This window comes from Comamonas guangdongensis, assembly GCF_041079535.1.
Taxonomy (GTDB): Bacteria; Pseudomonadota; Gammaproteobacteria; order Burkholderiales; family Burkholderiaceae_C; genus Comamonas; species Comamonas guangdongensis.
Genome location: NZ_JBFYGN010000027.1, coordinates 25,394 through 50,533 on the forward strand (window position 1 = coordinate 25,394; position 25,140 = coordinate 50,533).

Below are 25,140 nucleotides of genomic sequence, written 5' to 3' on the forward strand. Positions count from 1 at the left end.
GCCGCTCGCCGGAGCCCGCATATGAGCCAGGGCATGGAGATCGCCGATGTGCGTCTGCAGCGCGGCCAGACCCTGGTGTTCGACGGACTGAGCCTGAAGCTGACCGAAAAGCGCATAGGCGTGATCGGAGACAACGGCGCGGGCAAATCCAGCCTGTTTCGCCTGCTGTGCGGACTGGAGCAGGCGCAAAGCGGCCGGGTGCTGATGGAGGGTCAGCCCCTGCTGCAGGCGCGCGCCGAGCACCCGGGCCTGGTGGGCCTGATGTTCCAGAACCCCGACGACCAGATCATCTTCCCCACCGTCGCAGAAGAGCTGGCCCTGGGCCTGCGCCCAAAGGGCTTGAACAAGCAGCAGGCCAGGGCCAGGGCGCACGAGCTGCTGAGCGCACGCGGCCTCGCGCACTGGGCCGAGCGCGCCGTGGGCAGCCTGAGTCAGGGCCAGCGCCAGCAGGTGTGCTGGCTGTCGCTGCTGATCGCCTCGCCGCAGGTGCTGCTGCTCGACGAGCCTTTTGCGAGCCTGGACCTGCCGGGCCAGGCGCGTCTGGCCCAGGACATCGCGGCCGCACCGCAGCAGATTCTGGTCTCCACCCATGTGCTCGACCATGTGCGTGGCTTCGAACGCGTGCTCTGGCTGGAGCAAGGCCGGCTGCGCGGCGATGGGCCGGGCCGCGAGATCTGCAGCGCCTATGAGGCCGATGTGGCGGCACGCCTGGCCGACCTCCACACCGCCGTGCCAAGCCATGGGTAGTCTTTACAGCGAATACCCCAGCTGGCTGCACCGCTGGCCGGCCGGCCTCAAGCTGTTGCTGCTGGCGGTCTTTGGCACGCTATTGTTTTTGACATCCAGCCCCCTGCTGCTGGCAGGCTGCGGCGCTGGCTGCGCTCTGCTCTGGTGGTCTCTGGGCGAGGCCACCCAGATCGCGCGGCGGCTCATGCGCTCGGTCATGGTCGCGGCGCTGCTGGTGGCAGGCTTTCATGTCCTCATGGGCAACCGCGAACTGGCCGCGGTCAGCGCCCTGCGGCTGATCTGCGCCTCCACCCTGGGCATTGCGCTGACCATCACCACCCGCCCCAGCGATCTGGTGGAGGTGCTGGAGTGGCTGCTGTCGCCGCTGGCCGCGCTGGGCGTGCGCACCGAGCGCGCAGCCATGCAGCTGGCATTGATGCTGCGCTTTACCGAGCATTTTTTTGTGCAGTGGAAAAAACTCGACGATGCCTACCGGCTGCGCACCGGCAAAAGCGGCGGCCTGAGGCTGATTGCGCCGCTGACGATCCACATGCTGCAGGCCACGCGCCGTGTGGCCGACGCCCTCTGGGCGCGACTGGGCTTCTAGAACGTGTTGACAATCTCCTCGCGCCACGACAGCGACTTTGCGGGAAGGGATGCAAGGCGCAGGTGCGCAGCAAGGCTCATGCCTTGCAAGCGACTGCAACACCGCAGACCGCCCGCAAAGTCACTGTCCCGAAGGGTTGGTGCGCAATCGGGTGATTTCATCGCGCTGGAGCTTGCTTGCACCCCGGTGCAAGCTGCACCCCATCGCTTCTAACTCATCCCGAGTGCACTCCAACGCGGCTGCGTAGAGATTGTCAACACGTTCTTAACCTCATAGATCAGGAGCTTTGATGACCACCCCCTCCCATACCGTATCGCGCCATGGTGCGCGCTCCATGGCCCAGGTTTCGCTGTTCGCCGCACTCATGGCCGTGATGGGACTGATACCCAAGATCGATCTGCCGTTCGGCGTGCCCATCACCATCCAGTCGCTGGGCGTGATGCTGGCCGGCGTCATGCTCGGCCCCTGGCGCGGCCTGCAGTCCATGCTGCTGTTTCTCGCGGCCGTGGCCGTGGGCCTGCCGCTGCTGTCGGGTGGGCGCGGCGGCATAGGCGTGTTCATGTCGCCGTCTGCCGGCTACCTGGTCGGCTATGCGCTGGCCGCCTGCATTGCGGGCGCCATCATGGCCGCCCTGCCCCAGAGCACGCCGCGCCGCACGGCCGTCAGCGCCTTTGTGGCTTCCGTGCTCGGCGGCCTGCTGTGCCTGCATGCGTTTGGCGTGCTGGGGCTGATGCAGCTCGCGGGCATGAACCTGAGCCAGGCCTTCAAGGTCACTCTGGCCTTTGTGCCCGGCGACTTCATCAAGTGCATTCTCTGCGCCGTCATCGTGCACACGGTGGCGCGCGGCATGCCCGACTGGCGCTTCGGCGGACGCCAATGAGCCACAAGCTACCGGCCCGCGCCCCGCTGCAGGGCTTCTGGCAACTGGTCCACGGCCCGCTCGCCCATTGGGCGCAACAGCGGCCCGAGGTGATTGCGCTGCAAAGCGAGGAGCAGGCCTGGAGCTTTGCACGGCTGCATGCCGAGGTGCTGGCACGTTCGGCAGCACTGGTCGCGCGGCGCGCGCCGCAGACGGTGCTGCTGGACAGCCAGCGGTCGACGCTGGAGCGGCTGGTGGACTTTCTGGCCGTGATTCACAGCGGCCGCTGTGCGGCCGTGGCCGACCCCGACTGGCAGGCTGGCGTGCGCCAGCGCATTGAAAGCTGGCTGCCCGCAACGCCCTGCGAGCTGAACCAGGCCGAACCCGCCGCCGCCTTCTACACGGGCTTCACCTCGGGCAGCACCGGTCTGCCCAAAGGCTTTATGCGCAGCCACCTGTCGTGGACGGAGAGCTTTCGCGTGGGCCTGCAGGACTTCGGCCCCATGGTCGCGCAGCGCACGCTGGCGCCGGGCCGCATCTCGCATTCGCTGTTCCTGTTCGGCGCCATGCAGGGCATATGGTATGGCGTGGGTGCGGTGATGCAGGAGCGCTTCTCGGCCGCACGCTGCCTGGCCACGCTGGCCCGGGGCGGAACGCCATGCCTGGTCGCCGTGCCCAGCCAGCTGCTGCTGATGCTGCAATGGGCCGAGCACCGGCAACTGCCGCCGATTCCCGAGGTCGAGCTGATCACCATCAGCGGCGCGCGCTGGATGCGCGCCCACACCCCGGCGCTGCGCACCCTGTTCCCCAAGGCCCGCATCATAGAGTTCTACGGCGCCTCCGAGGCCAGCTTCGTGGCCTGGATGGAGGCCGACGAAGCCTGCTCGCCCCAGGCCGTGGGGCGGCCGTTCAGCAATGTGGAGCTGTCCATTCGCCGGGCCGAAGGCGACGCGGCGGAAAGCGCCCTGGCCGAGCCGGGCAGCGGCCATGCCGATGACGGCCTGATCTATATCCGCAGCCCCATGCTGTTCATGGACTATGTGGGCGACGCCCACGACCCCACGGCCGTGCTGCGCGACGGGGACTGGCTCTCGGTACGCGATATGGGCCATATCGACGAGCGCGGCATGCTCTGCCTCGCGGGCCGGCAAAGCCGCATGATCGTCACCCAGGGCAAGAACCTGTTTCCCGAAGAGGTGGAGAACCTGCTGGCCGAGCACCCGCAGATCGCCCAGGTATCGCTGCACGGCAAGGCCGATGCGCTGCGCGGCATGCAGGTGCATGCCATTGTGCAGTGGAAGCCGGAGCCGCCCGGCCCTCTGCCCGGTGCCCTGGAGCTGGGCCGCTGGCTGCGCGAACGCACCGAGGCCTTCAAGGTACCGCGCCACTGGTGGGTCTGCAGCCACTGGCCGCATACCGCCAGCGGCAAGACCGACCACGGCAAGCTGGGCCAGGCCCTGCAGCTCGCGCTCGGCGGCAACGCCGACGCCGCAGCCCCTACCAAGCTGCCGCAGCTCGCGCCGTGGCAGAGTTGAGCCTCATGAGCAGCGACATCTCCATCATCGCCTGGGCGCGCAGCCCGGTCGCCCCCGTGGGCGGCGCGCTGGCCAGCCTCAGCGCCCACGAGCTGGCCGCCCCCGTGCTGCAGGCACTGCTGGCGCAAAGCGGGCTGCCCGCACCTGCGGTGGACGCCGTCGTCGTCGGCAACGCCCTGGGGGCCGGCGGCAATCCCGCACGCATGCTGGCCCTGGCAGCCGGCCTGCCCGATGACTGCGCCGCACTGAGCCTGGACACCCAGTGCTGCTCGGGCCTGGATGCGGTTGCCACGGCCGCGGGCCTGCTGCGCTCGGGCCAGGCCGAGCTGGTGATTGCGGGCGGCGTCGAGGCCTGGAGCCGCGCCCCCATACGCCAGACGCGCCCGCTGAGCAGCCAGGAACTGCCGCAAAGCTATGAGCGCCCCCCTTTTGCCCCGGACCCGGCGCGCGACCCGGACATGCTGCAGTCGGCCGCCGACCATGCGCTGCGCCACGGCCATACGCGCGCCGCTCAGGAGCGGTACGCGCTGCTCAGCCATGCGCGCGCCCTGGCCGCCCAAGCCGGTCTGAGCCGCGAGATCGTGGCTATGGCCGGGCTGGACCACGACCCCTATCCGCGCGCGCTCAAGGCCGAGCGCGCGGCGCGCATGCCGGCCGTCGCCCAGGCACGGATCGAGGCCGCGCACCCGGCCAACATAGGCGACATGGCAGCCCATGCGCTGAGCGCGCTCACCGTCTCGGCCAAGGCCGACGGCGCGGCCCTGATTCTGCTGGCCACACCCGGGGCTTGCGAGCGCTGGGGCCTGCAGCCGCGCGCGCGCTGGCTGGCCAGCACCTCCGTGGGCGTGGCGCCCGAGACCCCGCTGGTCGCGGCCATCGCCGCCACGCGCAAGCTGCTGCTGCGCGGCGCCGAGGCGCTGCAAAAAAACGAGCTTCGGGCGCAGGAGCTTGCGGCGCTTGAGCTGCATGACGCTTTTGCCGTACAGGGCCTGAGCTTTTGCGCGGCCCTGGGCCTGAAGCCCGAGCAGATCAACACCGAAGGCGGCGGACTGGCGCGCGGCCACCCCATAGGCGCCTCGGGCGCAATTGCACTGGTGCGCTGTCTAGCCCGGCTGGAGGCTGATGCCAGGCCCGACGCCCTGGGTCTAGCCTGCATTGCGGGTGCGGGCGGCATAGGCGCGGCCACGCTGGTGCAATGGCTGAGCACGACGCGCCCCCCTAACTGATACCTGATCGATAACTGTCAACCCATGTCCAGCAAAGGCATTCCCGAAATAGCGCCGCGCTTTCCCGCACCGGCTCCCGAGGCTTTGGCTCTGATCCGCGAGCGCCGCTCCATTCGCGCCTTCTTGCGCGATCCCGTACCCGACACCCTGCTCGAGCAGCTGCTGCAGACCGCGCGCCAGGCGCCCAGCGGCGGCAACCTCCAGCCCGGGCGCTTCATTGCCGTGCGCGGCGCGCGGCGCGAGCGCTTGATGGCGGCCCTGCTGCAGGACTTTGCGGCCCAGGCCCCGGAATGCGAGGACTACGCGTATTTCCCCCAGCCCATGCCCATGCAGCTGCGCAAGCGCCAGGTGGCGGCCGCCCAGGCCCTGTACGGCGCATTGGGCGTGGCGCGCGACGACCGCGCGGGCCGCGACGCGCAGTTTGCGCGCAATTACCGCTTTTTCGATGCGCCCGTGGCGCTGGTGGTCACCATAGACTCCCATTTCGGTCCCGGCGGCTATATGGACCTGGGCATGGCGCTCTACGGCCTGCAGCTGGCCGCAGCGGCACATGGCCTGGGCTGCTGCGCCATCGGTGCCCTGGCCTCCTATCCGGCCACGGTACGCCGCGTGCTGGACCTGCCCGAAACCCAGCACATAGTCTGCGGCCTGGCCCTGGGCTGGACCGATGAAGCCGCCCCCATCAACCAGACCCAGACCACGCGTGCACCGCTGAACGAATGGTTTCAAACGCTTGAATAAAAATAGCTGCTAGCGCAAGTCAGTAAATGATTTCAAGGTATTTAATGCCTCAAACCAAGTACCAGCCAGCGCAAGCAGCTATCAACTCAAAAGCACCAAAAAAGCGCTGCAAGTGCAGCGCTTAGCCAAACGCCCCTCAAGCAAGCACGTGCCAAGCGAGAGACAGCGAGCAAGAGCCGCCTCGCAGCGAGGCTGTCGTCCCCCTCAGGGGGAAGCCGCAAAGCGGCTCAGGGGGAGCTTCTAGAACGCGGTCAGCACCGAGCCCTTGAATTCCTTGTCGATGAACTGGCGCACTTCGTCCGAGTGGTAGGACTTGATCAGCTGGGCCACCCAGGGCTGGTTCTTGTCGGCATCGCGCACCACCATGATGTTCACATAGGGGTTCTTGGCCGACTCCAGCGCGATCGCATCCGTCTTGGGGTTCAGGCCCGCGGAAATCGCGAAATTGGTGTTCACGGTGGAGGCCTCGAGATCGTCCAGCGAACGCGGCAGCTGGGCCGCATCGAGCTCCACGAACTTGAGCTTCTTGGGGTTGGACACCACGTCCAGCGGCGTGGCCTTCAGGCCCACATTGTCCTTGAGCTTGATCAGGCCCAGGGACTGCAGCAGCAGCAGCGCGCGACCGCCATTGGTCGGATCGTTGGGAATGCCGAACTTGGCGCCCGTGGGCAGGTCGGCCAGCTTCTTGATCTTCTTGGAGTAGATGCCGATGGGGAAATTCACCGTATCGGCGACCCAGCTGATCTTGTAGCCACGGTCCTTGACCTGGGCATCCAGATAGGGACGGTGCTGGTAGCTGTTGGCGTCCAGGTCGCCGGCGGACAGCGCGGCATTGGGCTGCACATAGTCGCCGAACTCGACGATCTTGATGTTCAGGCCATTCTTGGCCGCGACCTTCTTGACCACTTCCATGATCTGGGCGTGCGGACCGGCCGTGACCCCCACCTTGATGGTCTTTTCCTGGGCCTGGGCCGCAAAGCCCAGAGTCGCGGCCGCTGCCAGGGCCAGAGTGCTGCGCAACAGCGCGCGCTTGTTCAGCATGAGAAATCCTTGTGCCGGAAATAGAAGTGCCTGTGACTGTAGCGCCTGTTGCCGCCTACGGGACGCTGGCGCTTAGACAGATTGCTCACTTGCAAACTACGGATCGGCAGATGGGCCCGCGCCCGGCCACAAAAAAGCCCGCGACCGGCAGGTGGCGGGCTTGCGGCTGAGGCAGCGGCGATCAGAGATCCGACAGATTGGGGGCCGCCAGCACCTGCTGGGCCACCAGGTCCAGCACCGCATGCGACTGCTCCTGGCGGTCGATCCAGACCTTGGGCGTGAAGCTGCCGCGCAGCGCGATCGCATCGCCTTCGGAGAGGCTGCGCAGCACCGCGCAGGGAGCGGAATCAAAAGCGACGATATTCACAGGAATCGAAGAACCATCTCCCGCATTGGCGCGCATGCGCGCCACCATATAGGGGCGGCGGTTGCGGTCCACGCGGCTTTCGGGAATACCGGTCAGTCGACCGGTGATCAAACCATCCATCATTTGCTGTTGTCTATCCGGAAAAAATAGCGGCCACCCGCGGTCGCGAGTGGCCTTTCAAAAAAATTTTGAACCTGCATTTTAGGGGGCCGGCCCGGTTTGTGCGTTCGGGCCCTGCCTAAATTTTTGGTAATGCGGGGATGCCTCAGCGATGGCTCAGACGGCGCACGGCCCAGTCGCCCAGGCTCTGGATGGCCTGCACGAAAAAGATCAGGATGATGACCACCACCAGCATCACGTCGGGCAGAAAACGCTGATAGCCATAGCGTATGCCCAGGTCGCCGAGGCCGCCGCCGCCGATGGCGCCGGCCATGGCCGAGTAGCCGGTCAGGCTCACGAAGCTGATGGTCAGGCCGGCCACGATGCCGGGCAAGGCCTCGGGCAGCAGCACCTTCCAGACGATCTGGCCCGTGGTCGCGCCCATGGACTGGGCGGCCTCGATCAGGCCGCTGTCCACCTCGCGCAAGGCGGTCTCGACCAGGCGCGCCACGAAGGGCGCGGCGGCGATGGTCAGCGGCACGACGGCGGCCGCCGTGCCGATGGACGAGCCCGTGATCAGGCGCGTGAGCGGGATGATGGCCACCAGCAGGATGATGAAGGGCGTAGAGCGCAGCGCATTGACGATCCAGCCCACGATCTTGTTGGCCGGGCCGTTCTGCAGGATGCCGCCATGGTCGGTGAGGCGCAGAAACACGCCCAGCGGGATGCCGATCAGGCCGCCGATCAGACCCGAGATGCCGACCATGATCAGGGTCTCCCACAGGGAATCCAGCAGCAGCTGGAGCATCATTTCCGAAAAATTCTCAAACATCGCTCTCAATCCTTGCTGGGCACGATCTGCACTTGCACGCCGCTGACACGCAGGTGCTCCACGGCCGCATCAATCTTGGCGGCCTCGCCGCTGGCATAGACGGCCAGCGAACCAAAGGTCTGCTCCTGGATCTCGTCGATCTGGCCATGCAGGATGGACAGGTCCAGACCCAGTTCGCGGATCAGGTGCGACAGAATCGGCTGATAGGCGCTCTCGCCCGCATAGGACAGGCGCAGCAGCTTGCCCTGCTGGCCAGGCTGCAGCTGGATGGCCAGCTGGTTCACGCGCGTCATCACCGAGTCCGGCAGTTGCTGGGGCACGATCTCGTCGATCAGGCTCTTGGTGATGGCTTGCTGCGGGCGGGTGAAGACCTCGATCACCGAACCCAGCTCGGCGATCTCGCCGCCGTCGATCACGGCCACGCGGTCGGCGATCTGCTTGATGACCAGCATCTGGTGGGTGATCAGCACCACGGTCACGCCGAGTTCGCGGTTGACCTTGCGCAGCAGATCCAGGATGGAGCGCGTGGTTTCGGGGTCCAGCGCCGAGGTCGCTTCGTCGCTGAGCAGGACCTTGGGGTTGCTGGCCAGGGCGCGCGCAATGCCCACGCGCTGCTTCTGGCCGCCCGAGATCTGGGCCGGATAGCGGTCGGCCAGATGGTCGAGGCCCACCAGCTCCAGCAAAGGGGTGACGCGCTGGTAAATCTCTTCCTTGGTCACGCCGGCCAGCTCCAGCGGCAGGGCCACGTTGTCGTACACCGTGCGCGAAGACAGCAGATTGAAGTGCTGGAACACCATGCCTATGTCGCGGCGCGCGGCGCGCAGCTCGGCGTCGGACAGCTGCATCAGATCACGGCCGTGGACCACGACCTGGCCGGCCGTGGGTCGGTTGAGCAGGTTCAAGCAGCGCACCAGCGAGCTTTTGCCTGCACCCGAGCGGCCGATGATGCCGAAGACCTCGCCCGAGGCGATTTCCAGATTGATGCCGCGCAGCGCGTGCACCGGCCCCTTGGAGCCTTGGTATGTCAGGGATAGATCCCGAATTTCTATCATGAAAATATGGCGTATCTCGCAGCCGGACTGCTCTGTACGCTCTTGAAAAGTGATTGATCCCGTCCTGCCCGCAGCACCTGTCAGCGTCAGGTCCCGGGCCTCAGTTCTTGTGGCAAGCGGGCAGATCAAGCCATGCCTGCTTTTGGTAGTAACCCTCAATGATGCCTGAGTCTAGGCAAACCTGAAGGCAAACGGGACAAGTGGATTCACGTAGTACTCGGGCAATCCTCGATCCCGCGCGGGTTCCTACCCGCTGGCTTGCACGCTCCCAAGCCCTTAGCATGGACGGCACTGACCCAGGTTTTTGCGCCGCCCATGCCGACCTCCTTCCCGATCCGCGTTGAATGCCCGCCCGGCAGCTGCATCTGCGAGCGCGAGCTGCTGCTGGGCACGCCCCACGCGGACCTGCGCATTCTGATGCTGACGCGCGAGGAGGAAAAAAAGCTGCTCGAGCGCCTGGAGCGCATCAGCAGCCTGCAGGATCTCGAGCATATGCAGCAGCGCATCTACGAGCAGCTCGGCGTGCGCATCCTCATCGCGCCCGGCAGCAACGAGGTGCGCAGCATGCGCGGCATACAGATAGAGCTGCCCGAGATGCCCGGCCTATGCCGCAAGACCCGGCAAAGCATTCCCGCCGCCATCCGCAAGGGACTGGAGCGCAGGCCCGAGATTGCCTGGGCGCTGCTCGATGCCCACGATCTGTTCGGCATGCCCGCCGCCTGAACTCTTTTTTCATAGCATAGAGCGCTTGCTCTTCAAGGCTTGCAGCGGCCTTTGGCAAAAATCACGCCCACGCTGGCCGAGTCCTGCTCCCACGCGCGGCAAGACCCTGGCTCAAGCATCAATATGCTTTTTTATATAATATCAGCCAGCATGATGGAAAACCTCAACACCCCAAGCCACCAGGAGCCCCAGCCCGAGCTGGATCTGCCGACCATGCGCGCCCACGCGGGCACGGCCGTGACCATGCTCAAGCTGCTGGGCAATGAAGACCGCCTGCTGCTGCTGTGCCAGCTCTCGCAGCAGGAGCGCACCGTGGGCGAGCTCGAGCAGCTGACCGGCATCACCCAGCCCACGCTGTCGCAGCAGCTGGGCATTCTGCGCCGCGAAGGCCTGGTCGCCACGCGCCGCGAGGGCAAGTTCATCTGGTACCAGCTGTCCGACGCCCGGGCCCTGCAGCTGATGCAGGCGGTATACCAGCTGTTTTGCGAATCGGCGGAAGTCCAGTAAGCATTCTGTGGACTGAGTCAGAGCGCTCTGACCGGCGAACAGGCGCCGGCCTCGCCGCGGCGCCTCGAGCATGCGGGCCGCGGCTTCGCCCTCAGGAGCGGCTTGCGACGGCCTGCATATCCCGCAGATAGGTGCGCGAGGCCATCCAGAAGCACAGGGCCGAGAGCACGCTCATGCTGGGCATGACCGACAGCGCCGTGGACAGGCCCCAGAGGTCCGAAATCCAGCCGCCCACAAACGGGCCTATGGCCAGGCCGAACAGGTTCTGGAACAGCGCCAGCACCGCACCGCCGGTGGAGCGCAGCGCGGGATGGGTGACGTCCAGCACCGTGCTGGTGACGGCCCCCACGGTGCAGGACATGAGCAGGCTGCCCGCGAGAATCCCGACAAAGCGCGCGGGCTCATCCAGCGGCGCCAGGAACGCATAGCCGAAGACCGCGCAGGTCAGCAGGGTCAGCACGCACATCAGATACAGCTTGTTGACGGCGTTGCGGCGGCTCACCCTGTCCGCCACAAAGCTCCAGAGCACGGCCCCGATGGCGCCGCAAAGCACGGCCACGGCCGCATGCTTGGCCGCTGCCGTGACAGCCATGCCGTAGTAGCGGTTGAAGTAGCTCGGGGTCCAGGCCCAGATGCTGGACATGACGATCATCTGCAGCGAACCCGCGAGGCTCGCCCAGAGCAGGGTCGGGCCGCTGGTCAGCCTGCGGTACAGGCGCAGCGGGCCGCGCGCCGCCTCGGCGCTGGTCCTGGCCGCGAGCTCCAACGGCTTGGTCTTGTAATCGGGCACCAGCACGAACAGCATGGCGATCAACAGCCCGGGCACGCCCACCACGCCAAAGGCCGCGCGCCAGCCCCAGTGGTCCGAGATCACTCCACCCAGCACCACGCCGAGCACCGAGCCCAGAGAGCCCGCGGCAAAAAAAGCGCCCAGCAGGGTCGAGTGCAGGCGCTTGGGAAACAGCGCGTTGACCAGCGCCGCGCCCACCGAACCATAGCCGGTCTCCCCCAGGCCCACCACGGCGCGCGCCGCAAACAGCTGCGAGTAGTTGCGCGTGAACATGCAGGCGATGGTCGCAAAGCTCCAGATCGAGGCCATGAACACCACGCTTTTGACGCGGCCGTAGCGGTCCGCGATCAGGGCCACGGGCAGACTGCCCAGGGCCACGACGATGGAAATGATGGAAACCAGCGCCCCCAGCTGTTTATCGGAAACTCCCCACTCTTCTTTGATATGCGGGAACAGGGAAACAATAATCTGCCTGTCGATATAATCCGACAGCATCAATAAGAACAACATGAAGAAAGCAAACCAGGCTTTCTTTCTGCTAATACCTGTCGGCTCATCCGGGCCGTTGCCGTCCAACGAAAACCTGTCCATCGCTTGTCTCCACATCTATTTATCTGCATCAAATCACAGGCGAATAATAAGAAACAGGCCGGCAGTTTTTTCCCATTGGGCGACATTTTTTTCACTTTCCACGCCACCAAGGGGTAACACCGGAGAAGGAAATCCCCAGCATCAGCTGTCGCCATTTTGCTTGCCGATTTCAATTTACCGCATTCAAATTTCTTCGGCCGAATATATATATATATATATATATATCGAATCGCCATAAAAAATGCCTGCATCGAATTTCTCCGTTGCAGGCATTTTTTGCATTTGAATTTCTATTTATTTCAGATCAGCTGATTCACATGGGCTTGCGCAAGAACCCCTGATTGGCACCGTTGCGGTTGGGCGCAAAACCATTTTTTTGCAGCGTCTCCTCGGCGGTTTCGTAGAACACACCGATCTGCATGATGTCGCGCGCCTGCTGGGCCGTCGCTATGGGGCGGCCGAACTCGCCGGCAATGCGCACCAGCTGCTTGATCTGCTCCACCGAGCTCATCTTGCCCGTGCGCTGCTGGTTCCACAGCACATCCTCGATGCCGCAACGCACGTGCAGGCCCAGCGCAATGCCGATCATGTTGACGGGCAGCACATTGAGCACCGAGCTCTCCACCGTGACCACGGCGCCGTCGGGCACGGCGCGCAGCATATTGGCCAGATTGAAGATATTGGCCTGGTCCATGCCGCCGCTGATGGCCACCCAGTTCATCACCAGCGGGCCCTTGTAGATGCCGCGGCGGATCATGCGCTCTATGGTCTCGAAACTGTTGATGTTGTAGACTTGAAATTCGCTCTGGATACCTGCCGCGGACAGGCGGCGGATATGCTCCTCGACAAAGCTGGGGTTCGAGGGGACGATCATGTCCTTGTAGGTCTTGTGCAGATGCGGGAAGCCGCGCGAGACGCCGCGGAAATCGTCCTCGCCCGCATGCTCGGTCACATTCATCTGCGTGGTGTTCACCGTCACCGTCACCTGGTCGGGCCTGGGCGTGAGTTCGGCCAGCATGTGGCGCGTGTCGTCGGACAGCCACTTGGCCTCGCCGTCCGGACCTTCGGGGGCGAAGCTGATGGAGCCGCCCACCTGGATGATCATCTCGGGCACGCGCTCGCGCACCCCGGCGATCAGCTCGTTGAACTTGGACAGGCGCTTGCTGCCCTTGCCGTCGTCTTCGCGCACATGCAGGTGCAGCACCGTGGCTCCGGCCTCGTAGCAGTCCACGGCCTTCTGTATCTGCTCCTCCATGCTCACCGGAATGTCCTCGGGGAAGTCCGAGGGGATCCAGCCTGGCGCATAGGGTGCGGCGGTGATGATCAGCGGCTGCTGGTTTTCGGGGTACAGGTGGCCGTCAAGAAAGTTCATATTGCATCTCCGGTTTGAACTCGAAACATCGGGGCCTATGCCATCCCCGATTCCTGAGGCCCAGTATCAAATGCGCTGCCACGGAGCACTTTGCATTTCAGGACAGGCTCTTTCTAATACGCGACAACGGGCTCTACACCCGGTTGCAAACCCATGACTGGCGGCCTGCGGCTGACATCCCACTGACCGCGGGTTTTTGCTAGCCGCCGCCAGTCACCAAATGCCAAGTCGCAGGCATGAAGCGTCAAGTGCCGCCGACGGCGGCGTTTCATCATGAACCCGTGCCTTACCACACCCCAGCACAAGCCAAACCGGGGCATGCAGGCGGGACGGGCGGATCGCGTCATCCAGCCTGACCCGCCTGCCCTTTCCCGGCCGGACCGGCCGGTCAGCGGACGGCTCCGGCCAGCATGAAATTCAGAACAGCACAGGAGACATTTATGACAACCGTTGTGAAATTCCACGAAATCGGCGGCCCCGAAGTCATGCGCTTCGAGAAATCCGAAGTCGGCAACCCCGGCCCCGGCCAGGTGCGCCTGCGCCATGTGGCGGTCGGGCTGAACTTTGCCGACACCTACTTTCGCAGCGGCGTCTACCCAGTGCCGCTGCCCAGCGGTCTGGGCAATGAGGCTTCGGGCGTGATCGAGGCCGTGGGCGCCGGTGTCGAACATCTGAAGGTCGGCGACCGCGTCACCTATACCGGCTTTACCAATACCCTGGGCGCCTACAGCACCGAACGCCTGATCGACGCCGGCGTGCTCATCAAGCTGCCCGATGCCATCAGCTGCGAACAGGCCGCCGCCATGACCATGCGCGGCCTCTCGGCTTCCTATCTATGCCGCAAGATCTACCCCTTCCAGCAGGGCGAGACCATTCTGCTGCACGCGGCCGCCGGCGGCGTGGGCCTCATCGTCTCGCAATGGGCCAAGCTGCTGGGCCTGAAGGTGATAGGCACAGTCTCCAGCGAAGCCAAGGCCGAGGTCGCGCGCGCCCATGGCTGCGACGAAATCATCTACTACAGCCGCGAGGATGTCGCTGCGCGCGTGCGCGAACTCACCGACGGCAAGGGCGTGTCCGTGGTCTTTGACAGCGTGGGCAAGGACACTTTCATGGGCTCGCTGGACTCGCTCAAGCGCCGCGGCCTGCTGGTCTGCGTGGGCACGGCCTCCGGCAAGATCCCGCCTATCGATCCGGCCATCCTGGCGCGCAAGGGCTCGGCCTATATCACGCGCCCCGGCCTGGCCGACTACATCGCCGACCCCGCCGAGAAGAAGCAGCTCGTGGACGAGCTCTTCGGCCATGTGGCCGCGGGCCGCATCCGCATCGAGATCAATCAGCGCTACGAGCTCGAAGATGCGGTCCAGGCCCACCGCGATCTCGAGGGACGCAAGACCACGGGCTCCTCCATCTTCGTCATCTGACGGACGCAGCCCCAGGAGCCAAACATGCGAAACATCATGTACAAGCTGCGTACCTGCACCACCGTTCTGTGCCTGGGCCTGGCGACCGCCGCGGCCCAGGCCCAGGAGTGGCCCAGCAAACCCCTGCGCCTGGTGGTCCCGGCCCCTCCCGGAGGCATCTCCGACGGGGTCGCGCGCCTGGTCGCCGACCATCTGCAGACCAATCTGGGCCAGCCCGTCATCGTGGACAACAAGCCCGGCGGCTCGGCCGTGATTGCCGAGCGCGCCGTGATGAATGCGCCCGCGGACTGGCATACCCTGATGGTCGCACCATCCAGCATCTGGACGGACTTTCCGCTCACCGTGAAGACGCCGTTCGATGTCCACAAGACCTTCACCTATGTGGCGGACGTGGCCAGCATGGTCCACATCCTTGTCGCCAACCCCGGCTTTGCGCCGAGCAAGATCCAGGAGGTGCTCGACCATGCGCGCCAAAGCAAGACGGCCATCAATATCGCCAACCTGAGCCCGGGCACGCGCTCGGACCTGCTGGGCGAGCTGCTGAGCGAGAAAAGTGGCCGCAAGATCACCACCGTGCCCTACAAGGGCTCGGCGCCGGCCATGGTCGACCTGCTGGGCAACCAGGTCCAGCTCACCTTCGAGGTGGTCAGCAATGCCGCGCCACTGATCAAGGCCGGCAAGCTCAAGGCCTTGGGCGTGGTCTCGCCCGCCCGCTCGCGCCTGCTGCCCGAGGTCCCGAGCTTTGCGGAACAGAACATGCCCGACTTCGTGATGCCCGACGCCAGCGTGGGCCTGTTCGTGCTCAGCAGCACGCCCCCGGCGCTGGTGCAGCGCGTGCGCCAGGAGATGGAGAAGATCACGCGCTCCGCCAAGTTCCAGGCCCAGCTCAAGGCCCAGGGCTTCGACGCGCCCCAGCCCAGCACCCAGCAGGAGCTGCAGCAAAAGATGCTGGCCACCGTGGAGCAGAACCAGAAGATCCTGAGCAAGCTCAAGCTCGCCGGCAACTGAGAGTCGCGGCCCCAGGCCGTGCAGCCGGCAGCTGTTTTCTTGGTAGTTTCGCGGGCCCATGGCCCGCGTTTTTTATGTGGCGTCGTTCTGGGCCCTGGCGCGGCTGTCCTTGGCGCTGCAGCCGAACTGGCTCTGGTACCAGCGCGAAAAACTGCTGGGCGCAGTAAATCCCAGCAGCTCGGCGACTTCGGTCAGGGAGCGGCTGGTCTCAAACACATAGCGCGCAGCCAACTCCTTGCGGATATCGTTCATCAGCGAGGAAAAGCTCTGCCCCTTCTCCATCAGGCGCCGTTGCACGGTGCGCGGCACCACGCCCAGATGCTCGCTGACTTTTTCTATGCTGCAGCGCCCGCTGGGCATGAGCAGCAAAATGGTGCGCCGCACATCGTCGAGAACGGCCTCGTCGCCAACGGGGGCCACGGAATCCAGCAGCTTTTGCGCATAGCGCACCATGGCCGGATCGGCGAACTCGTTGCGGGTGTCGAGATCCGCCTTGGCGCAGACGATGCAGTTGAACTCGTGGTTGAACTCCACGCGCGGCCCGAACATCTGGTGGTGCATGGCCGGATCGCGGGGCGGCCCATGCTCGAAGCAGACCAGGCGCGGCTGCCAGTCATGGCCTATGAGCTGGCGGATCGCCTCGACCATCACGCCCAGCGCCAGCTCCACGCGCTGGCGCGTGGGCTCGTGGGCGCGGCCGGCCAGCAGCAGCTCGCGTATCACCACGGTATCCGCCTGCTCGTCGACGTCCAGCGTCATCGCGCCGTTGAGCAAGGCCAGATAGCGCACCAGCAGATTCAGCGAATCGCGCAGCGTCTCCTGATCACGGATCAGCAGCCCCACCGGCCCCATATTCGATAGCCGGCGCGAGCGCGCCATGCACAGGGCAAAGCTCTCGTTGCCCGACTGCTCGACCGAGGCCTGCAGCAGACGCCCGACCTTGTCCACCGGAATCATCAGATCGGGCTCGCTCAGCACGCCGGGACTCAGGCCCGCGTCGAGCAGCATGCGCGTGCTGTTCAGGCCCGAAGCGCGCGCCACTTCCGCGTAATTGGTCAAACAGGCTGCGCGGACGAGAGAGGCCATGGTTTCACTTACTTGGCACTAAATGCAAAGCACCAGTCATGTAATGACAAGCGCTGTTTACGGGGTGTTTTCACACTGGATGCATGTCAATTCTATAAGGAGACAAACCGCATGAAGAACGATACGGCCATCGCGCCGGCGCTTGTCCGCTCCAGCTCCTTGACCCGCTCCATGCAGGTCCATCCCCTGAGCTGCTCCATAGGCGCCGAGCTGTCGAATGTCCATCTTGGCGCCGCTGCCGAAGACGACGACCTGCTGGCCGAGATTCGCCGGGCGCTGCTCAAGCACCGCGTGATCTTCTTTCGTGACCAGGACATCAGCCGCGCCGAGCATGTGGCTTTTGCACGCCGCTTCGGCGAGCTCGAAGACCATCCGGTGGTCGGCAGCCACCCCGACCATCCGGGCCTGGTGCAGATCTACAAGACCCCGGACAGCCCCCTGGAGCGCAACGAGAACTCCTGGCACTCCGATGCTACCTGGCGTGAGCAGCCACCCATGGGCTGCGTGCTCCGCTGCGTGGAATGCCCTCCGGTGGGTGGCGACACCATGTGGGTCAATATGGTGATGGCCTACGACAAGCTGCCCGATGACATCAAGGCCAAGATCGAGCCGCTGCGCGCGCGCCACAGCATAGAGTCCAGCTTCGGTGCAGCCATGCCCATCGACAAGCGTCTGGCCCTCAAGGCCAAGTACCCCGATGCCGAGCACCCCGTGGTCCGCATCCACCCCGAGACCGGGGAGAAAATCCTGTTCGTCAACAGCAGCTTCACCACCCATTTCACCAACTACAACACGCCGGCCAATGTGCGCTACGGCCTGGACAAATCGCCGGGCGCCGCGCAGTTGCTCAACTACCTGACCAGCCAGGCCATGATTCCCGAATACCAGGTGCGCTTTCGCTGGCAGAAGAACAGCGTGGCCTTCTGGGACAACCGCTCGACCCAGCACTACGCGGTCATGGACTACGAGCCCTGCCACCGCAGGATGGAGCGCACGGCCATCATCGGCGGTCCCACGGACTGAGCCAGGAGATAGGAAATGACGTTGAATCCCACGATTCTCATCATCCCCGGCCTGCGCGACCATGTTGAGGAGCACTGGCAGACGCTGCTGGCCAAGGAGCTACCCCACTGTGTGACCGTGCCGCCGCTGGAGCAGGACAAGCTCAGCTGCCAGGCCCGCCTGGACGCGATCGACCGGGCACTGGAGGCCGTCTACGGCCCCGTGATCATCGTTGCCCACAGCGCGGGCTGCATGATGGTCGCGCACTGGGCGCTGCGCCGCGCACGCCCCGTACTCGGTGCCCTGCTCGCGGCGCCCGCCGATGTGGAAACCCCCATGCCCGCGGGCTACCCCACCCAGGAAGTACTGTCCGCTCATGGCTGGATGCCGATTCCGCGTCAGCGCCTGCCGTTTCCCAGCATTCTTGCGGCCAGCAGCAACGACCCGCTGACCCCGCTGGAGCGCGCGCGCGGCTTTGCCCGCGACTGGGGCAGCCGGTTAGTGGAACTGGGCCCCGTGGGCCACCTCAACCCGGCCTCGGGCCATGGCGCCTGGCCCATGGCCCAGCAGTTGATCGCCGAGCTGCTCGAGATGGTCGAGACGCCACGGGCCGAGCCAGCCATCCAAGGCTGACAATCGCCGCCCACGATAGAGCGCGCGCACCCGTCCAAAACATAGATATGGGTACGCGCTTTGGGGCCATGTACCCCTTGAAGGAGACAAAAATGAAGGCAACTACACCCGCCTCCCCGATTCCGCGCCGCCACCTGGGCCTGGCCGCCCTGGCCATGGTTGCCAGCACGGCCCTGCCCGCGCTGGCTCAATCCGACTGGCCCAGCAAGCCCATACGCCTGATAGTTACCGGTCCGGCCGGCGGCACGGCCGACACCCTGGCCCGCCTGCTGGCCGAGGGCCTGCAGCAGGAGCTCAAGCAGCCGGTGATCGTGGAATCCAAGGCCGGGGCCTCGGGCGCTTTGGGCATCCACGAACTCAAGGCCAGCGGCAAGAGCGGCTATACCTTTCTCGTGATTCAGGACGGCGCCCTGAGCGAAGCCCCCCTGGCCCAGAAGGTCAGCTACGACCCGTTCAAGGATCTGACGCCGCTGGCGCAGCTCACGCGCACCGGCCTGGTCATGGTGGCCAACCCCGGCCTGCCTTTCCAGAATCTGCAGGAATTCATAGGCTATGCGCGCAAACAGCCCGACGGCGTGGACTTCGCCTCCTATGCCACGGGCTTCAAAGGCCATACCTCGGGCATGCAGCTGGGCCAGCTGGCCAAGATCAATCTGCGCCACGTGGGCTACAAAGGGTCTCCGCCCGCGCTGGTAGACCTGATGGGCGGCCATATACCGGTGATGTTCGACGGCCTCACCACCTCACTGCCCTTGATCCGCAGCGGCAAGATCAGAGCTCTCGCAGCCGTCTCTCCCACGCGCCTGCAAGCCCTGCCCGATGTGCCGACCTTCAAGGAACTCGGCTATCCCCAGCTGTCCAAGTCCGGCTGGTTCGCCGTCTGGTCCCATCCCCAGGCTCCGGCCGCGATCCAGCAAAAGCTGCGCGAGTTGGCGCTCGCGCATTTCCGCAAGCCCGCCGTGCTCAAGCAGCTGGCCACCATAGGCATGGAGCCCGGCCAGCCCGTCACCACGGCGGAAATGATGGCCGACCTCAAGGACGCCAGCCAAAAACAGGCGGCCTTGCTCAAGTCCATAGGCTATACGCCCGAAAACTGAGCCCCGCTCAGACCTAGCCGCGGGCCCTCGCGGCCCGCCCCGACTCGCTCCATCTGCGCGGTGCGCTGAAGCAGCCCGCCCGCGGCTGTGCCGACCTGCGCCCGATTTTCCGCAACCTGCCGGTTTTCCGGCCGGGAGCTCGGCTGCGGCCCAAATTTTTCCGCGCCCTTCGTGCTTGCGGGCGCGGTCCAGGTTCCCCCTCTGTTTCGTTGGTGTTTTATCAGTTCAAGGAGATTGCAATGGGTACGACAAAACTGGCTTTCCATACTCTGGGCACCATGGCCTGCGCGCTAGCCCCTCTAGGCGCCTGGGCCCAGTCCTCGGTACAGATCTACGGCGTGATGGACATGGCCGTCTCTTCCTACAGGGCCGAGGGCGCCGGCTCGCGCCAGATGCTGACCTCCAGCGGCAATCAGGCCAGCCGCCTGGGCTTCAAAGGCCATGAAGAGCTGGGCGGCGGTCTGCGCGCCGGCTTCGACCTGGAGGCCGGCTTGAATGCCGACACCGGCACGGGCCAGGCCAGCAATACCAACAACCAAGCCTCGGGCACCAGCGCCGGCAGCGGCCTGACCTTCAACCGCAAATCCTATGTCTATCTGCAGGACAAGAACTGGGGCGAGCTGCGCCTGGGCCGCGACTACACGCCGGCCTTCTGGAATCTATTTCTCTACGACCCTTTCCGCGTGGGCGTGGGCATGAGCGCCCATGTGCTGCACGGCACGACGGTCACCGCGTTCCGCGCCTCCAACAGCGTCGGCTATTTCTCGCCGGGCTGCTCGGGTCCCGGCTGCCAGGGACTTTTCTTCCAGGCCATGACGGCCTTCGGCGAGAACGCCGCCGGCCCCGAGCGCCAGGACGGCAATGTCTATGGTGCGCGCCTCGGCTATGGCGCAGCGCAATGGGATGCGGCCATCGCCGCCGTGACCACCCGCAACCGCGCCGTGGACGACTACACCCAGATCAACCTCGCGGCTTCCTATCTCTGGGAGGGGCATAAATTCATGGCCCTGGCCGGGGAAAACCGTACCGGCAACCGCCTGGCCGCGCTCGACGGGGCCAACCGCGTGCGCTTCTGGCAGCTGGGCGCCGTCTGGAAAGTCGGCACCGACGCCATCCCCATGAGCTTGATGCGCTTGACCCGCAACGACCACGCGGGCAGCAGCTCGCAGAAATATGCGGTGGGCTATGTCCACAACCTCTCCAAGCGCACCGCGCTCTACGGTACCTATGCCTATGTCGACAACCGCGGCAGCATCAATCTGCCCGTGGCCACGGGTGCATTGAATGGCCCGATTCCCACGGCCGGCGGCAATGCCTCGGGCTTCGACCTGGGCATCCGCCACAGCTTCTGACGCTCAGCTTTTCGAAGCAGGACGCGCTTGCTGGTTGCGCCGCCAACGCGAAAAAGCGCTGAGGCTGCCGAAACCCAGCAGCGGCGCAATATCGGAGAGCTTGCGGTCGCCGTAGCCCATCAGGCGCTGCGCCTGCTCCTGGCGTATGCGGTCCAGCAGCTCGACAAAGCCCGTGCCCTGGGCCGCCAGCCTGCGGTGCACGGTGCGCCGGTCCACGCCCAGATGCAAGGCCACCTGATCGGCACTGCAGCGCCCCGTGGGCAGCAGCGCCGTGATCAGCTGCTCCACCTCGTCGCAGATCGAGAGCTTGCCGCCGCCCAGGTCCTCGTGCACCAGTTGCCGCATCTGCTGGCGCATGCCGGGGTCGGCCGTGTGCAGCGGCAGATCCATATCGGCCGATGACAGCGCGATGCCGTTGTAGTCCTGGGAGAACAGCAGATTGCCGCCCAGTATGCTGCGATGCCAGGCCAGGCTCGCGGGCGGCGGATGCATGAAGCTCAGGCTGCGTGGCTTCCAGTCCGGGCCCAGCGCCAGACACAGGGTGTGGTACAGAGCGCCCAGCGCCAGCTCCACCGACTGGCGGCCCGCACCTACCGAGGGCAGAAACTGCTGCTCTATCACCGCCACGCCGCCGGCCTCATGAATCCGCGTGCTCAGGCTTTCGTTGTGCAGATACAGATAGCTGTTGAGCGTGTCCAGCACCTGGCGCAGCGTGGGCTCGTCGCGCGCCAGCATGCCCACAACGCCAAAGGACGACAGCCGCCGTGTCACCGACAGGCGCAGGCCGAAAGCCTGCTCGCCCGAGCACTCGGCCGACAGCTCCATCAAGCGCATCACCGCGGCCGCGGGAATGCGCAGCTCCGTGGTTTCAAGACTGGTACGCGGCAGGCCCACGGCGGCCAGCATTTCCAGCGGCACCAGGCCCACGCTGGCGGCCAGATCGGCGTAGTGGGCAAGGCTTGCGCTGCGCATCAAAGCGGTCATAAAGGTTTTCCCTGGATGTCCCGGAATGGTAAATCACTGTCCCAAATCGTCAATCAACAAACCAGGAGCACTTCTACATTCCAGCCCTGAGCCACCCACTCCAAGGCTTGAAACCCAGGATTTGAAAGGTCCACCATGAACTTCCTCGACGGCCACCTCGTTGCAGAAAACCAGCAGCCACTGATCATCACCGCCGCACCCTACGCGCCCTCGTGGATGCCCGACGACTTCCCCGGCGAAATCGCCGTGACCATGGAAGACCAGATCCAGAAGGCCGTGGACTGCTACAACGCAGGCGCCCAGGTGCTGCACCTGCATGTGCGCGAACTCGACGGCCGCGGCAGCAAGCGCCTGTCCAAGTTCAACGAGCTGATCGCCGGCGTGCGCGCGCGTGTGCCCGAGATGATCATCCAGGTCGGCGGCTCCATCAGCTTTGCTCCCGAGACCGAGGGCGCGGCCGCCAAGTGGCTGTCCGACGACACCCGCCACATGCTGGCCGAGCTCGACCCCAAGCCCGACCAGGTGACGGTGACCATCAACACCTCGCAGATGAATATCCTCGAGCAGTTCGATGCGCGCGACTACGCTGGCACCTCGATGGAGGACCCGGCCGTCTTCAACGCCTACAAGGAAATGACGGTGCCCGCTCAGCCGGGCTGGGCCGAGGAGCATATCCGCCGCCTGTCTGCGGCCGGCATCCAGAGTGCCTTCCAGTGCTACAACATCAACAGCTTCGAATCGGTGGAGCGCTTGATCCGCCGCGGCATCTACAAAGGCCCGCTGGTCATGAACTGGGTGGCCATAGGCGGTGGCATGGACCAGCCCAGCATCTACAGCCTGGCCAACTTTGTGCGCGCCGTACCCGATGGAGCCATCCTGACCGTGGAGGCCTCGGTGCTCAATGTGCTGCCCATCAATCTCATGGGCATCGCCATGGGCCTGCATGTGCGCTGCGGCACCGAAGACAACCTCTGGAACCAGACCCGCACCAAGAAGATGGGGACGGTGGAGCAGATCGAACAGTTGGTGCGCATCGCCAAGGAGTGCAGCCGCCCCATCGCCACACCCCAGCAGGCGCGCGAGATCTGCCAGATCGGCGTGTTCTACGACAGCGTCGAGGAAACGCTGGAGAAGAACGGCTTTGCACCCAACCGCAACGGTGGCCAGCAAGGCTATCTGCGCAAGGTCGCATAAGCCGCTCCAGGGCCGTGCCGCAGCGTCTGCGTCGGCCTTTTTCAAACCCATATGCGCGAGGTGCTGCCGCACCTTGTTTGATGCCCCTTGCACAGGGGCATTTTTTTGGCCTTTTTACTACCAATAAATGAGCATTTATCGCTGATGACGCTTCGGTGACAGCGCGGTTTACCCCTTGATCGGAATCCCTTAGCTGGCATGGCTTGAGAAATTTATGGCGTGCAAAGCAAAACCATAAATCGCCCGCTCGCAACACTGCAGACCAGAGAGCTGTGCAGCCCTGGCATCGGCTCTCCGCACCGGCCGGCCCGGCATCAGCCGCTGGCGCAGCACCCAACAAGCAGTAAAAAACGGAGACAAGCATGGCCCACCCTAAAGCCTTTTCGATTGCGGCACTCGCCTGCGCCGCTGCCCTGCCCATGCTAGCCCAGGCCAGCGTCACGCTCTATGGCTCGCTGGATAGCGGCCTGCTCAGCATGTCCAACTACAGCGCCGGCACCGGTTATCTGCCCACCACGGCGCAGAACGGCTCGGCCGTCAAGGCCAAGGACGGCGGCCTGGGCGCCAGCCACTGGGGCCTGCGAGGCAGCGAAGACCTGGGCGGCGGCCTGCGCGCCAACTTCCAGCTGCAGGGCAATCTCAACACCACCAACGGCACGACGGGCGGCGCCAACTCCAGCAGCGGCACCTCCTTCTTCAATCAGCTGTCCGTGGTCGGGCTGTCCGGCAGCTTCGGCGAAATCAAGCTCGGCCGCCAGTTCTCGCCCGCGGCCTGGGCCATGCAGTACACCGATGCCCGCGGCCTGCGCTATTTCGGCTCGGCCCTGACCGCCATCGTCGGCATGAACAGCGCCAGCCGCGCCTGGATAGGCAACAACTCCAACGTCGCCTTCGGCACGATCTACGACGACAACACCATTGTCTACACCACGCCCACCTGGAATCACCTCAAGCTGGACTTTGCCTACTCGTTTGGCGAAAGCGGCGGCAAGGCCAATTCTCAGCAATCGGTCACGGCCCTGTATCACAACGGCGGGCTCAAGCTCTCCGCGCTCTACTACAACGGCTACGGCAACAACCTCGCCAATGCCACGGCGATCTATGCCGCGGCCCTGGGCAACGCCGGTGCCGGCGCGGCCGCCGCGCGCGCCGCGGGCTTCTCGGAAACGGCCAACACCAACCGCCTGTATTCCGTGGGCGCGCTCTACACCCTGGGCGACTACACCATCGCCGGCCAGTACTATGCGGCGCGCAACCCCGACCATGTGATCGTGCCCGGCGGCTCAGACAGCCTGGACATGTGGAATATCGGCGCCGGCTGGCGTCCCGCGCCCTACCTCAACCTCACCACGGCCTACTATCACATCAAGGACAACAAGAATGCGGGCAGCAAGTCCACGCAGTTTGTGCTGGGCCTGGAATATCTGCTGTCCAAGCGCACCTGGGCCTATGTGCAAGGCGCTTATGTGAGCAACAACGGCGCCAATATGGCGCTGAGCCCCATGTACGCGAGCCCCGTGGCCGCAGACAAGAACGTGCGGGCCTTCATGGTGGGCCTGCGGCATAGCTTCTGAAGCGGGATTTGAAATACGAAAACGGCGGCGATCTCGCGGCCGTTTTGTCAAAAGCAGGCATCGCCACTGGCGCACCAGACTGGCGAGCGAGGGCGGGTTGAAAATCTATTCGGGTCGAGCAGGAAGGCCTCGCCCTACCGCCGCAGGCATGGCGCGAACCTCCTCCGAAGCTTGTCTACACATCGCCTCCACCTGTTCCCCTGCGGTGCCGTCGATCAGACTATGTCTGGAACTGATTGCTCAGGCAAAGCTCGCCAGAGCGTGGCTGATCGAGGACAAGCGCATTCCGGCACACCGGCGGGCCCATAGCGAGCATGCAGGGACTGCCGCCCGATGCTCCGTCGGCTCGTTCAGCAAAACGATGTTTCCGGCACTGCGTATCGACTTCGTGGTGCTTCCGCGAAGCGTTATTAGCCAGACCCAGGGCGCATCGCATGAGCTGCTGCGCGAAGGCAGTTGGCTCGAGCAGCTGGCGCTCGCGGATTTCATGGAGAGTGGGGAGTTCGAACGACATCTCGGTCGTATGCGACGCCTCTACCGCGTACGCCACCATGTGTTGCGCGACGCCCTGAAGAGGCATTTTTCAGCACAGACAGGCTGGCATCGCTTCAGGCAAGGGCTCTCAGGCGTTTGTCCAGTTCGGCTGCGCTTCCGACAGACCCGCCTTCGCCAACCCTTGGCAGCCACTCACGAAAGAAAGCGGCTGAGGACTCCTGGACAG

The 25,140-nt window shown here is 64.9% G+C and carries 25 protein-coding genes and 1 pseudogene; 17 read left to right on the forward strand and 9 right to left on the reverse strand.

All coding sequences use genetic code 11. The annotated features are described in order from the left end of the window. The first annotated feature begins 21 nt into the window (after positions 1–21). The 6 genes from AB6724_RS18610 to AB6724_RS18635 all read left to right on the forward strand — a co-directional run bounded on the left by AB6724_RS18610 (position 22) and on the right by AB6724_RS18635 (position 5,694). A complete protein-coding gene (locus tag AB6724_RS18610; RefSeq protein ID WP_369340026.1) occupies positions 22–747 on the forward strand; it encodes an energy-coupling factor ABC transporter ATP-binding protein in 726 nt (241 codons plus the stop codon). Further along, on the forward strand, positions 740–1,333 hold the full coding sequence (locus AB6724_RS18615; RefSeq protein ID WP_369340027.1) for an energy-coupling factor transporter transmembrane component T family protein: 594 nt from the start codon (positions 740–742) through the stop codon (positions 1,331–1,333). Before AB6724_RS18610 ends, AB6724_RS18615 begins: the two co-directional genes overlap by 8 nt. 289 nt (positions 1,334–1,622) lie before the next feature. Beyond that, positions 1,623–2,213 carry a biotin transporter BioY gene (locus tag AB6724_RS18620; RefSeq protein WP_369340028.1) on the forward strand — a complete coding sequence of 197 codons (591 nt, stop codon included), beginning with the start codon at positions 1,623–1,625 and terminating at the stop codon, positions 2,211–2,213. Next, positions 2,210–3,727: an AMP-binding protein gene (locus AB6724_RS18625; protein ID WP_369340029.1), complete on the forward strand. Its 1,518-nt coding sequence runs from the start codon at positions 2,210–2,212 to the stop codon at positions 3,725–3,727. The genes AB6724_RS18620 and AB6724_RS18625 overlap by 4 nt, the downstream gene beginning before the upstream one ends. A 5-nt stretch (positions 3,728–3,732) precedes the next feature. Next, the gene (locus tag AB6724_RS18630; protein WP_369340030.1) at positions 3,733–4,953 is read left to right on the forward strand and encodes a thiolase family protein; all 1,221 of its coding nucleotides are present in this window, start codon (positions 3,733–3,735) and stop codon (positions 4,951–4,953) included. Positions 4,954–4,977: 24 nt separating this feature from the next. Next, on the forward strand, positions 4,978–5,694 hold the full coding sequence (locus tag AB6724_RS18635; protein ID WP_369340031.1) for a nitroreductase: 717 nt from the start codon (positions 4,978–4,980) through the stop codon (positions 5,692–5,694). A 240-nt stretch (positions 5,695–5,934) separates the two neighbouring features. On the opposite strand, the gene AB6724_RS18640 is transcribed toward AB6724_RS18635, so the two are convergent. The 4 genes from AB6724_RS18640 to AB6724_RS18655 form a co-directional block, all read right to left on the reverse strand. Next, a complete protein-coding gene (locus tag AB6724_RS18640; protein WP_369340032.1) occupies positions 5,935–6,735 on the reverse strand; it encodes a MetQ/NlpA family ABC transporter substrate-binding protein in 801 nt (266 codons plus the stop codon). A gap of 181 nt (positions 6,736–6,916) precedes the next feature. Next, positions 6,917–7,222 (reverse strand): single stranded DNA-binding domain-containing protein, encoded by a 306-nt coding sequence (locus AB6724_RS18645; protein WP_369340033.1) that lies wholly within the window; start codon positions 7,220–7,222, stop codon positions 6,917–6,919. Between the two features lie 145 nt (positions 7,223–7,367). Then, a complete protein-coding gene (locus tag AB6724_RS18650) occupies positions 7,368–8,033 on the reverse strand; it encodes a methionine ABC transporter permease (RefSeq protein ID WP_369340034.1) in 666 nt (221 codons plus the stop codon). Positions 8,034–8,038: 5 nt separating this feature from the next. Further along, positions 8,039–9,085 carry a methionine ABC transporter ATP-binding protein gene (locus AB6724_RS18655; RefSeq protein WP_369340035.1) on the reverse strand — a complete coding sequence of 349 codons (1,047 nt, stop codon included), beginning with the start codon at positions 9,083–9,085 and terminating at the stop codon, positions 8,039–8,041. A 315-nt stretch (positions 9,086–9,400) separates the two neighbouring features. Between AB6724_RS18655 and AB6724_RS18660 the strand changes: the two genes are divergently transcribed. Both AB6724_RS18660 and AB6724_RS18665 read left to right on the forward strand, forming a co-directional pair. Continuing rightward, positions 9,401–9,808, forward strand: a complete 408-nt coding sequence (locus tag AB6724_RS18660; protein ID WP_369340036.1) for a hypothetical protein — start codon at positions 9,401–9,403, stop codon at positions 9,806–9,808. A 153-nt stretch (positions 9,809–9,961) separates the two neighbouring features. Beyond that, a complete protein-coding gene (locus tag AB6724_RS18665) occupies positions 9,962–10,315 on the forward strand; it encodes an ArsR/SmtB family transcription factor (RefSeq protein ID WP_369340054.1) in 354 nt (117 codons plus the stop codon). 91 nt (positions 10,316–10,406) lie between these two features. On the opposite strand, the gene AB6724_RS18670 is transcribed toward AB6724_RS18665, so the two are convergent. The 3 genes from AB6724_RS18670 to AB6724_RS18680 form a co-directional block, all read right to left on the reverse strand. Further along, positions 10,407–11,615 (reverse strand): MFS transporter, encoded by a 1,209-nt coding sequence (locus AB6724_RS18670; RefSeq protein ID WP_369340037.1) that lies wholly within the window; start codon positions 11,613–11,615, stop codon positions 10,407–10,409. Next, positions 11,600–11,947 (reverse strand): hypothetical protein, encoded by a 348-nt coding sequence (locus AB6724_RS18675; RefSeq protein ID WP_369340038.1) that lies wholly within the window; start codon positions 11,945–11,947, stop codon positions 11,600–11,602. Before AB6724_RS18675 ends, AB6724_RS18670 begins: the two co-directional genes overlap by 16 nt. Before the next feature lie 62 nt (positions 11,948–12,009). Next, positions 12,010–13,068 (reverse strand): beta-keto acid cleavage family enzyme, encoded by a 1,059-nt coding sequence (locus AB6724_RS18680; RefSeq protein WP_369340039.1) that lies wholly within the window; start codon positions 13,066–13,068, stop codon positions 12,010–12,012. A gap of 440 nt (positions 13,069–13,508) precedes the next feature. Here AB6724_RS18680 and AB6724_RS18685 point away from each other — a divergent pair, with 440 nt between their 5' ends. Together AB6724_RS18685 and AB6724_RS18690 are read left to right on the forward strand one after the other, a co-directional pair. After that, positions 13,509–14,489 (forward strand): quinone oxidoreductase family protein, encoded by a 981-nt coding sequence (locus AB6724_RS18685; RefSeq protein WP_369340040.1) that lies wholly within the window; start codon positions 13,509–13,511, stop codon positions 14,487–14,489. A gap of 24 nt (positions 14,490–14,513) precedes the next feature. Next, the gene (locus tag AB6724_RS18690) at positions 14,514–15,497 is read left to right on the forward strand and encodes a Bug family tripartite tricarboxylate transporter substrate binding protein (RefSeq protein ID WP_369340041.1); all 984 of its coding nucleotides are present in this window, start codon (positions 14,514–14,516) and stop codon (positions 15,495–15,497) included. A gap of 72 nt (positions 15,498–15,569) precedes the next feature. Here the strand turns inward: AB6724_RS18690 and AB6724_RS18695 are convergent, their stop codons facing one another. Then, a complete protein-coding gene (locus AB6724_RS18695; protein WP_369340042.1) occupies positions 15,570–16,583 on the reverse strand; it encodes an AraC family transcriptional regulator in 1,014 nt (337 codons plus the stop codon). A gap of 171 nt (positions 16,584–16,754) precedes the next feature. On the opposite strand from AB6724_RS18695, the gene AB6724_RS18700 reads away from it, so the two are divergent. The 4 genes from AB6724_RS18700 (at position 16,755) to AB6724_RS18715 (ending at position 20,667) form a co-directional block, all read left to right on the forward strand. Beyond that, positions 16,755–17,606 carry a TauD/TfdA dioxygenase family protein gene (locus tag AB6724_RS18700; protein ID WP_369340055.1) on the forward strand — a complete coding sequence of 284 codons (852 nt, stop codon included), beginning with the start codon at positions 16,755–16,757 and terminating at the stop codon, positions 17,604–17,606. A 15-nt stretch (positions 17,607–17,621) separates the two neighbouring features. Then, positions 17,622–18,218, forward strand: a complete 597-nt coding sequence (locus tag AB6724_RS18705; protein WP_369340043.1) for an RBBP9/YdeN family alpha/beta hydrolase — start codon at positions 17,622–17,624, stop codon at positions 18,216–18,218. Positions 18,219–18,310: 92 nt separating this feature from the next. Continuing rightward, positions 18,311–19,315: a Bug family tripartite tricarboxylate transporter substrate binding protein gene (locus tag AB6724_RS18710; protein WP_439329896.1), complete on the forward strand. Its 1,005-nt coding sequence runs from the start codon at positions 18,311–18,313 to the stop codon at positions 19,313–19,315. A gap of 239 nt (positions 19,316–19,554) precedes the next feature. Then, positions 19,555–20,667, forward strand: coding sequence for a porin (locus tag AB6724_RS18715; protein WP_369340044.1), 1,113 nt, complete (start codon positions 19,555–19,557; stop codon positions 20,665–20,667). A gap of 3 nt (positions 20,668–20,670) precedes the next feature. Here the strand turns inward: AB6724_RS18715 and AB6724_RS18720 are convergent, their stop codons facing one another. Further along, positions 20,671–21,651 carry an AraC family transcriptional regulator gene (locus tag AB6724_RS18720; RefSeq protein ID WP_369340045.1) on the reverse strand — a complete coding sequence of 327 codons (981 nt, stop codon included), beginning with the start codon at positions 21,649–21,651 and terminating at the stop codon, positions 20,671–20,673. Between the two features lie 135 nt (positions 21,652–21,786). Here AB6724_RS18720 and AB6724_RS18725 point away from each other — a divergent pair, with 135 nt between their 5' ends. From AB6724_RS18725 to AB6724_RS18735, 3 genes and pseudogenes are all read left to right on the forward strand, one after another. After that, on the forward strand, positions 21,787–22,845 hold the full coding sequence (locus AB6724_RS18725; protein WP_369340046.1) for a beta-keto acid cleavage family enzyme: 1,059 nt from the start codon (positions 21,787–21,789) through the stop codon (positions 22,843–22,845). A gap of 362 nt (positions 22,846–23,207) precedes the next feature. Continuing rightward, entirely contained in the window at positions 23,208–24,419 is a 1,212-nt protein-coding gene (locus AB6724_RS18730) for a porin (protein ID WP_369340047.1), read from the forward strand. Positions 24,420–24,532: 113 nt separating this feature from the next. Then, positions 24,533–25,074, forward strand: a pseudogene (locus AB6724_RS18735) (PLP-dependent aminotransferase family protein); the annotation flags it as partial. Positions 25,075–25,140 lie beyond the last annotated feature (66 nt).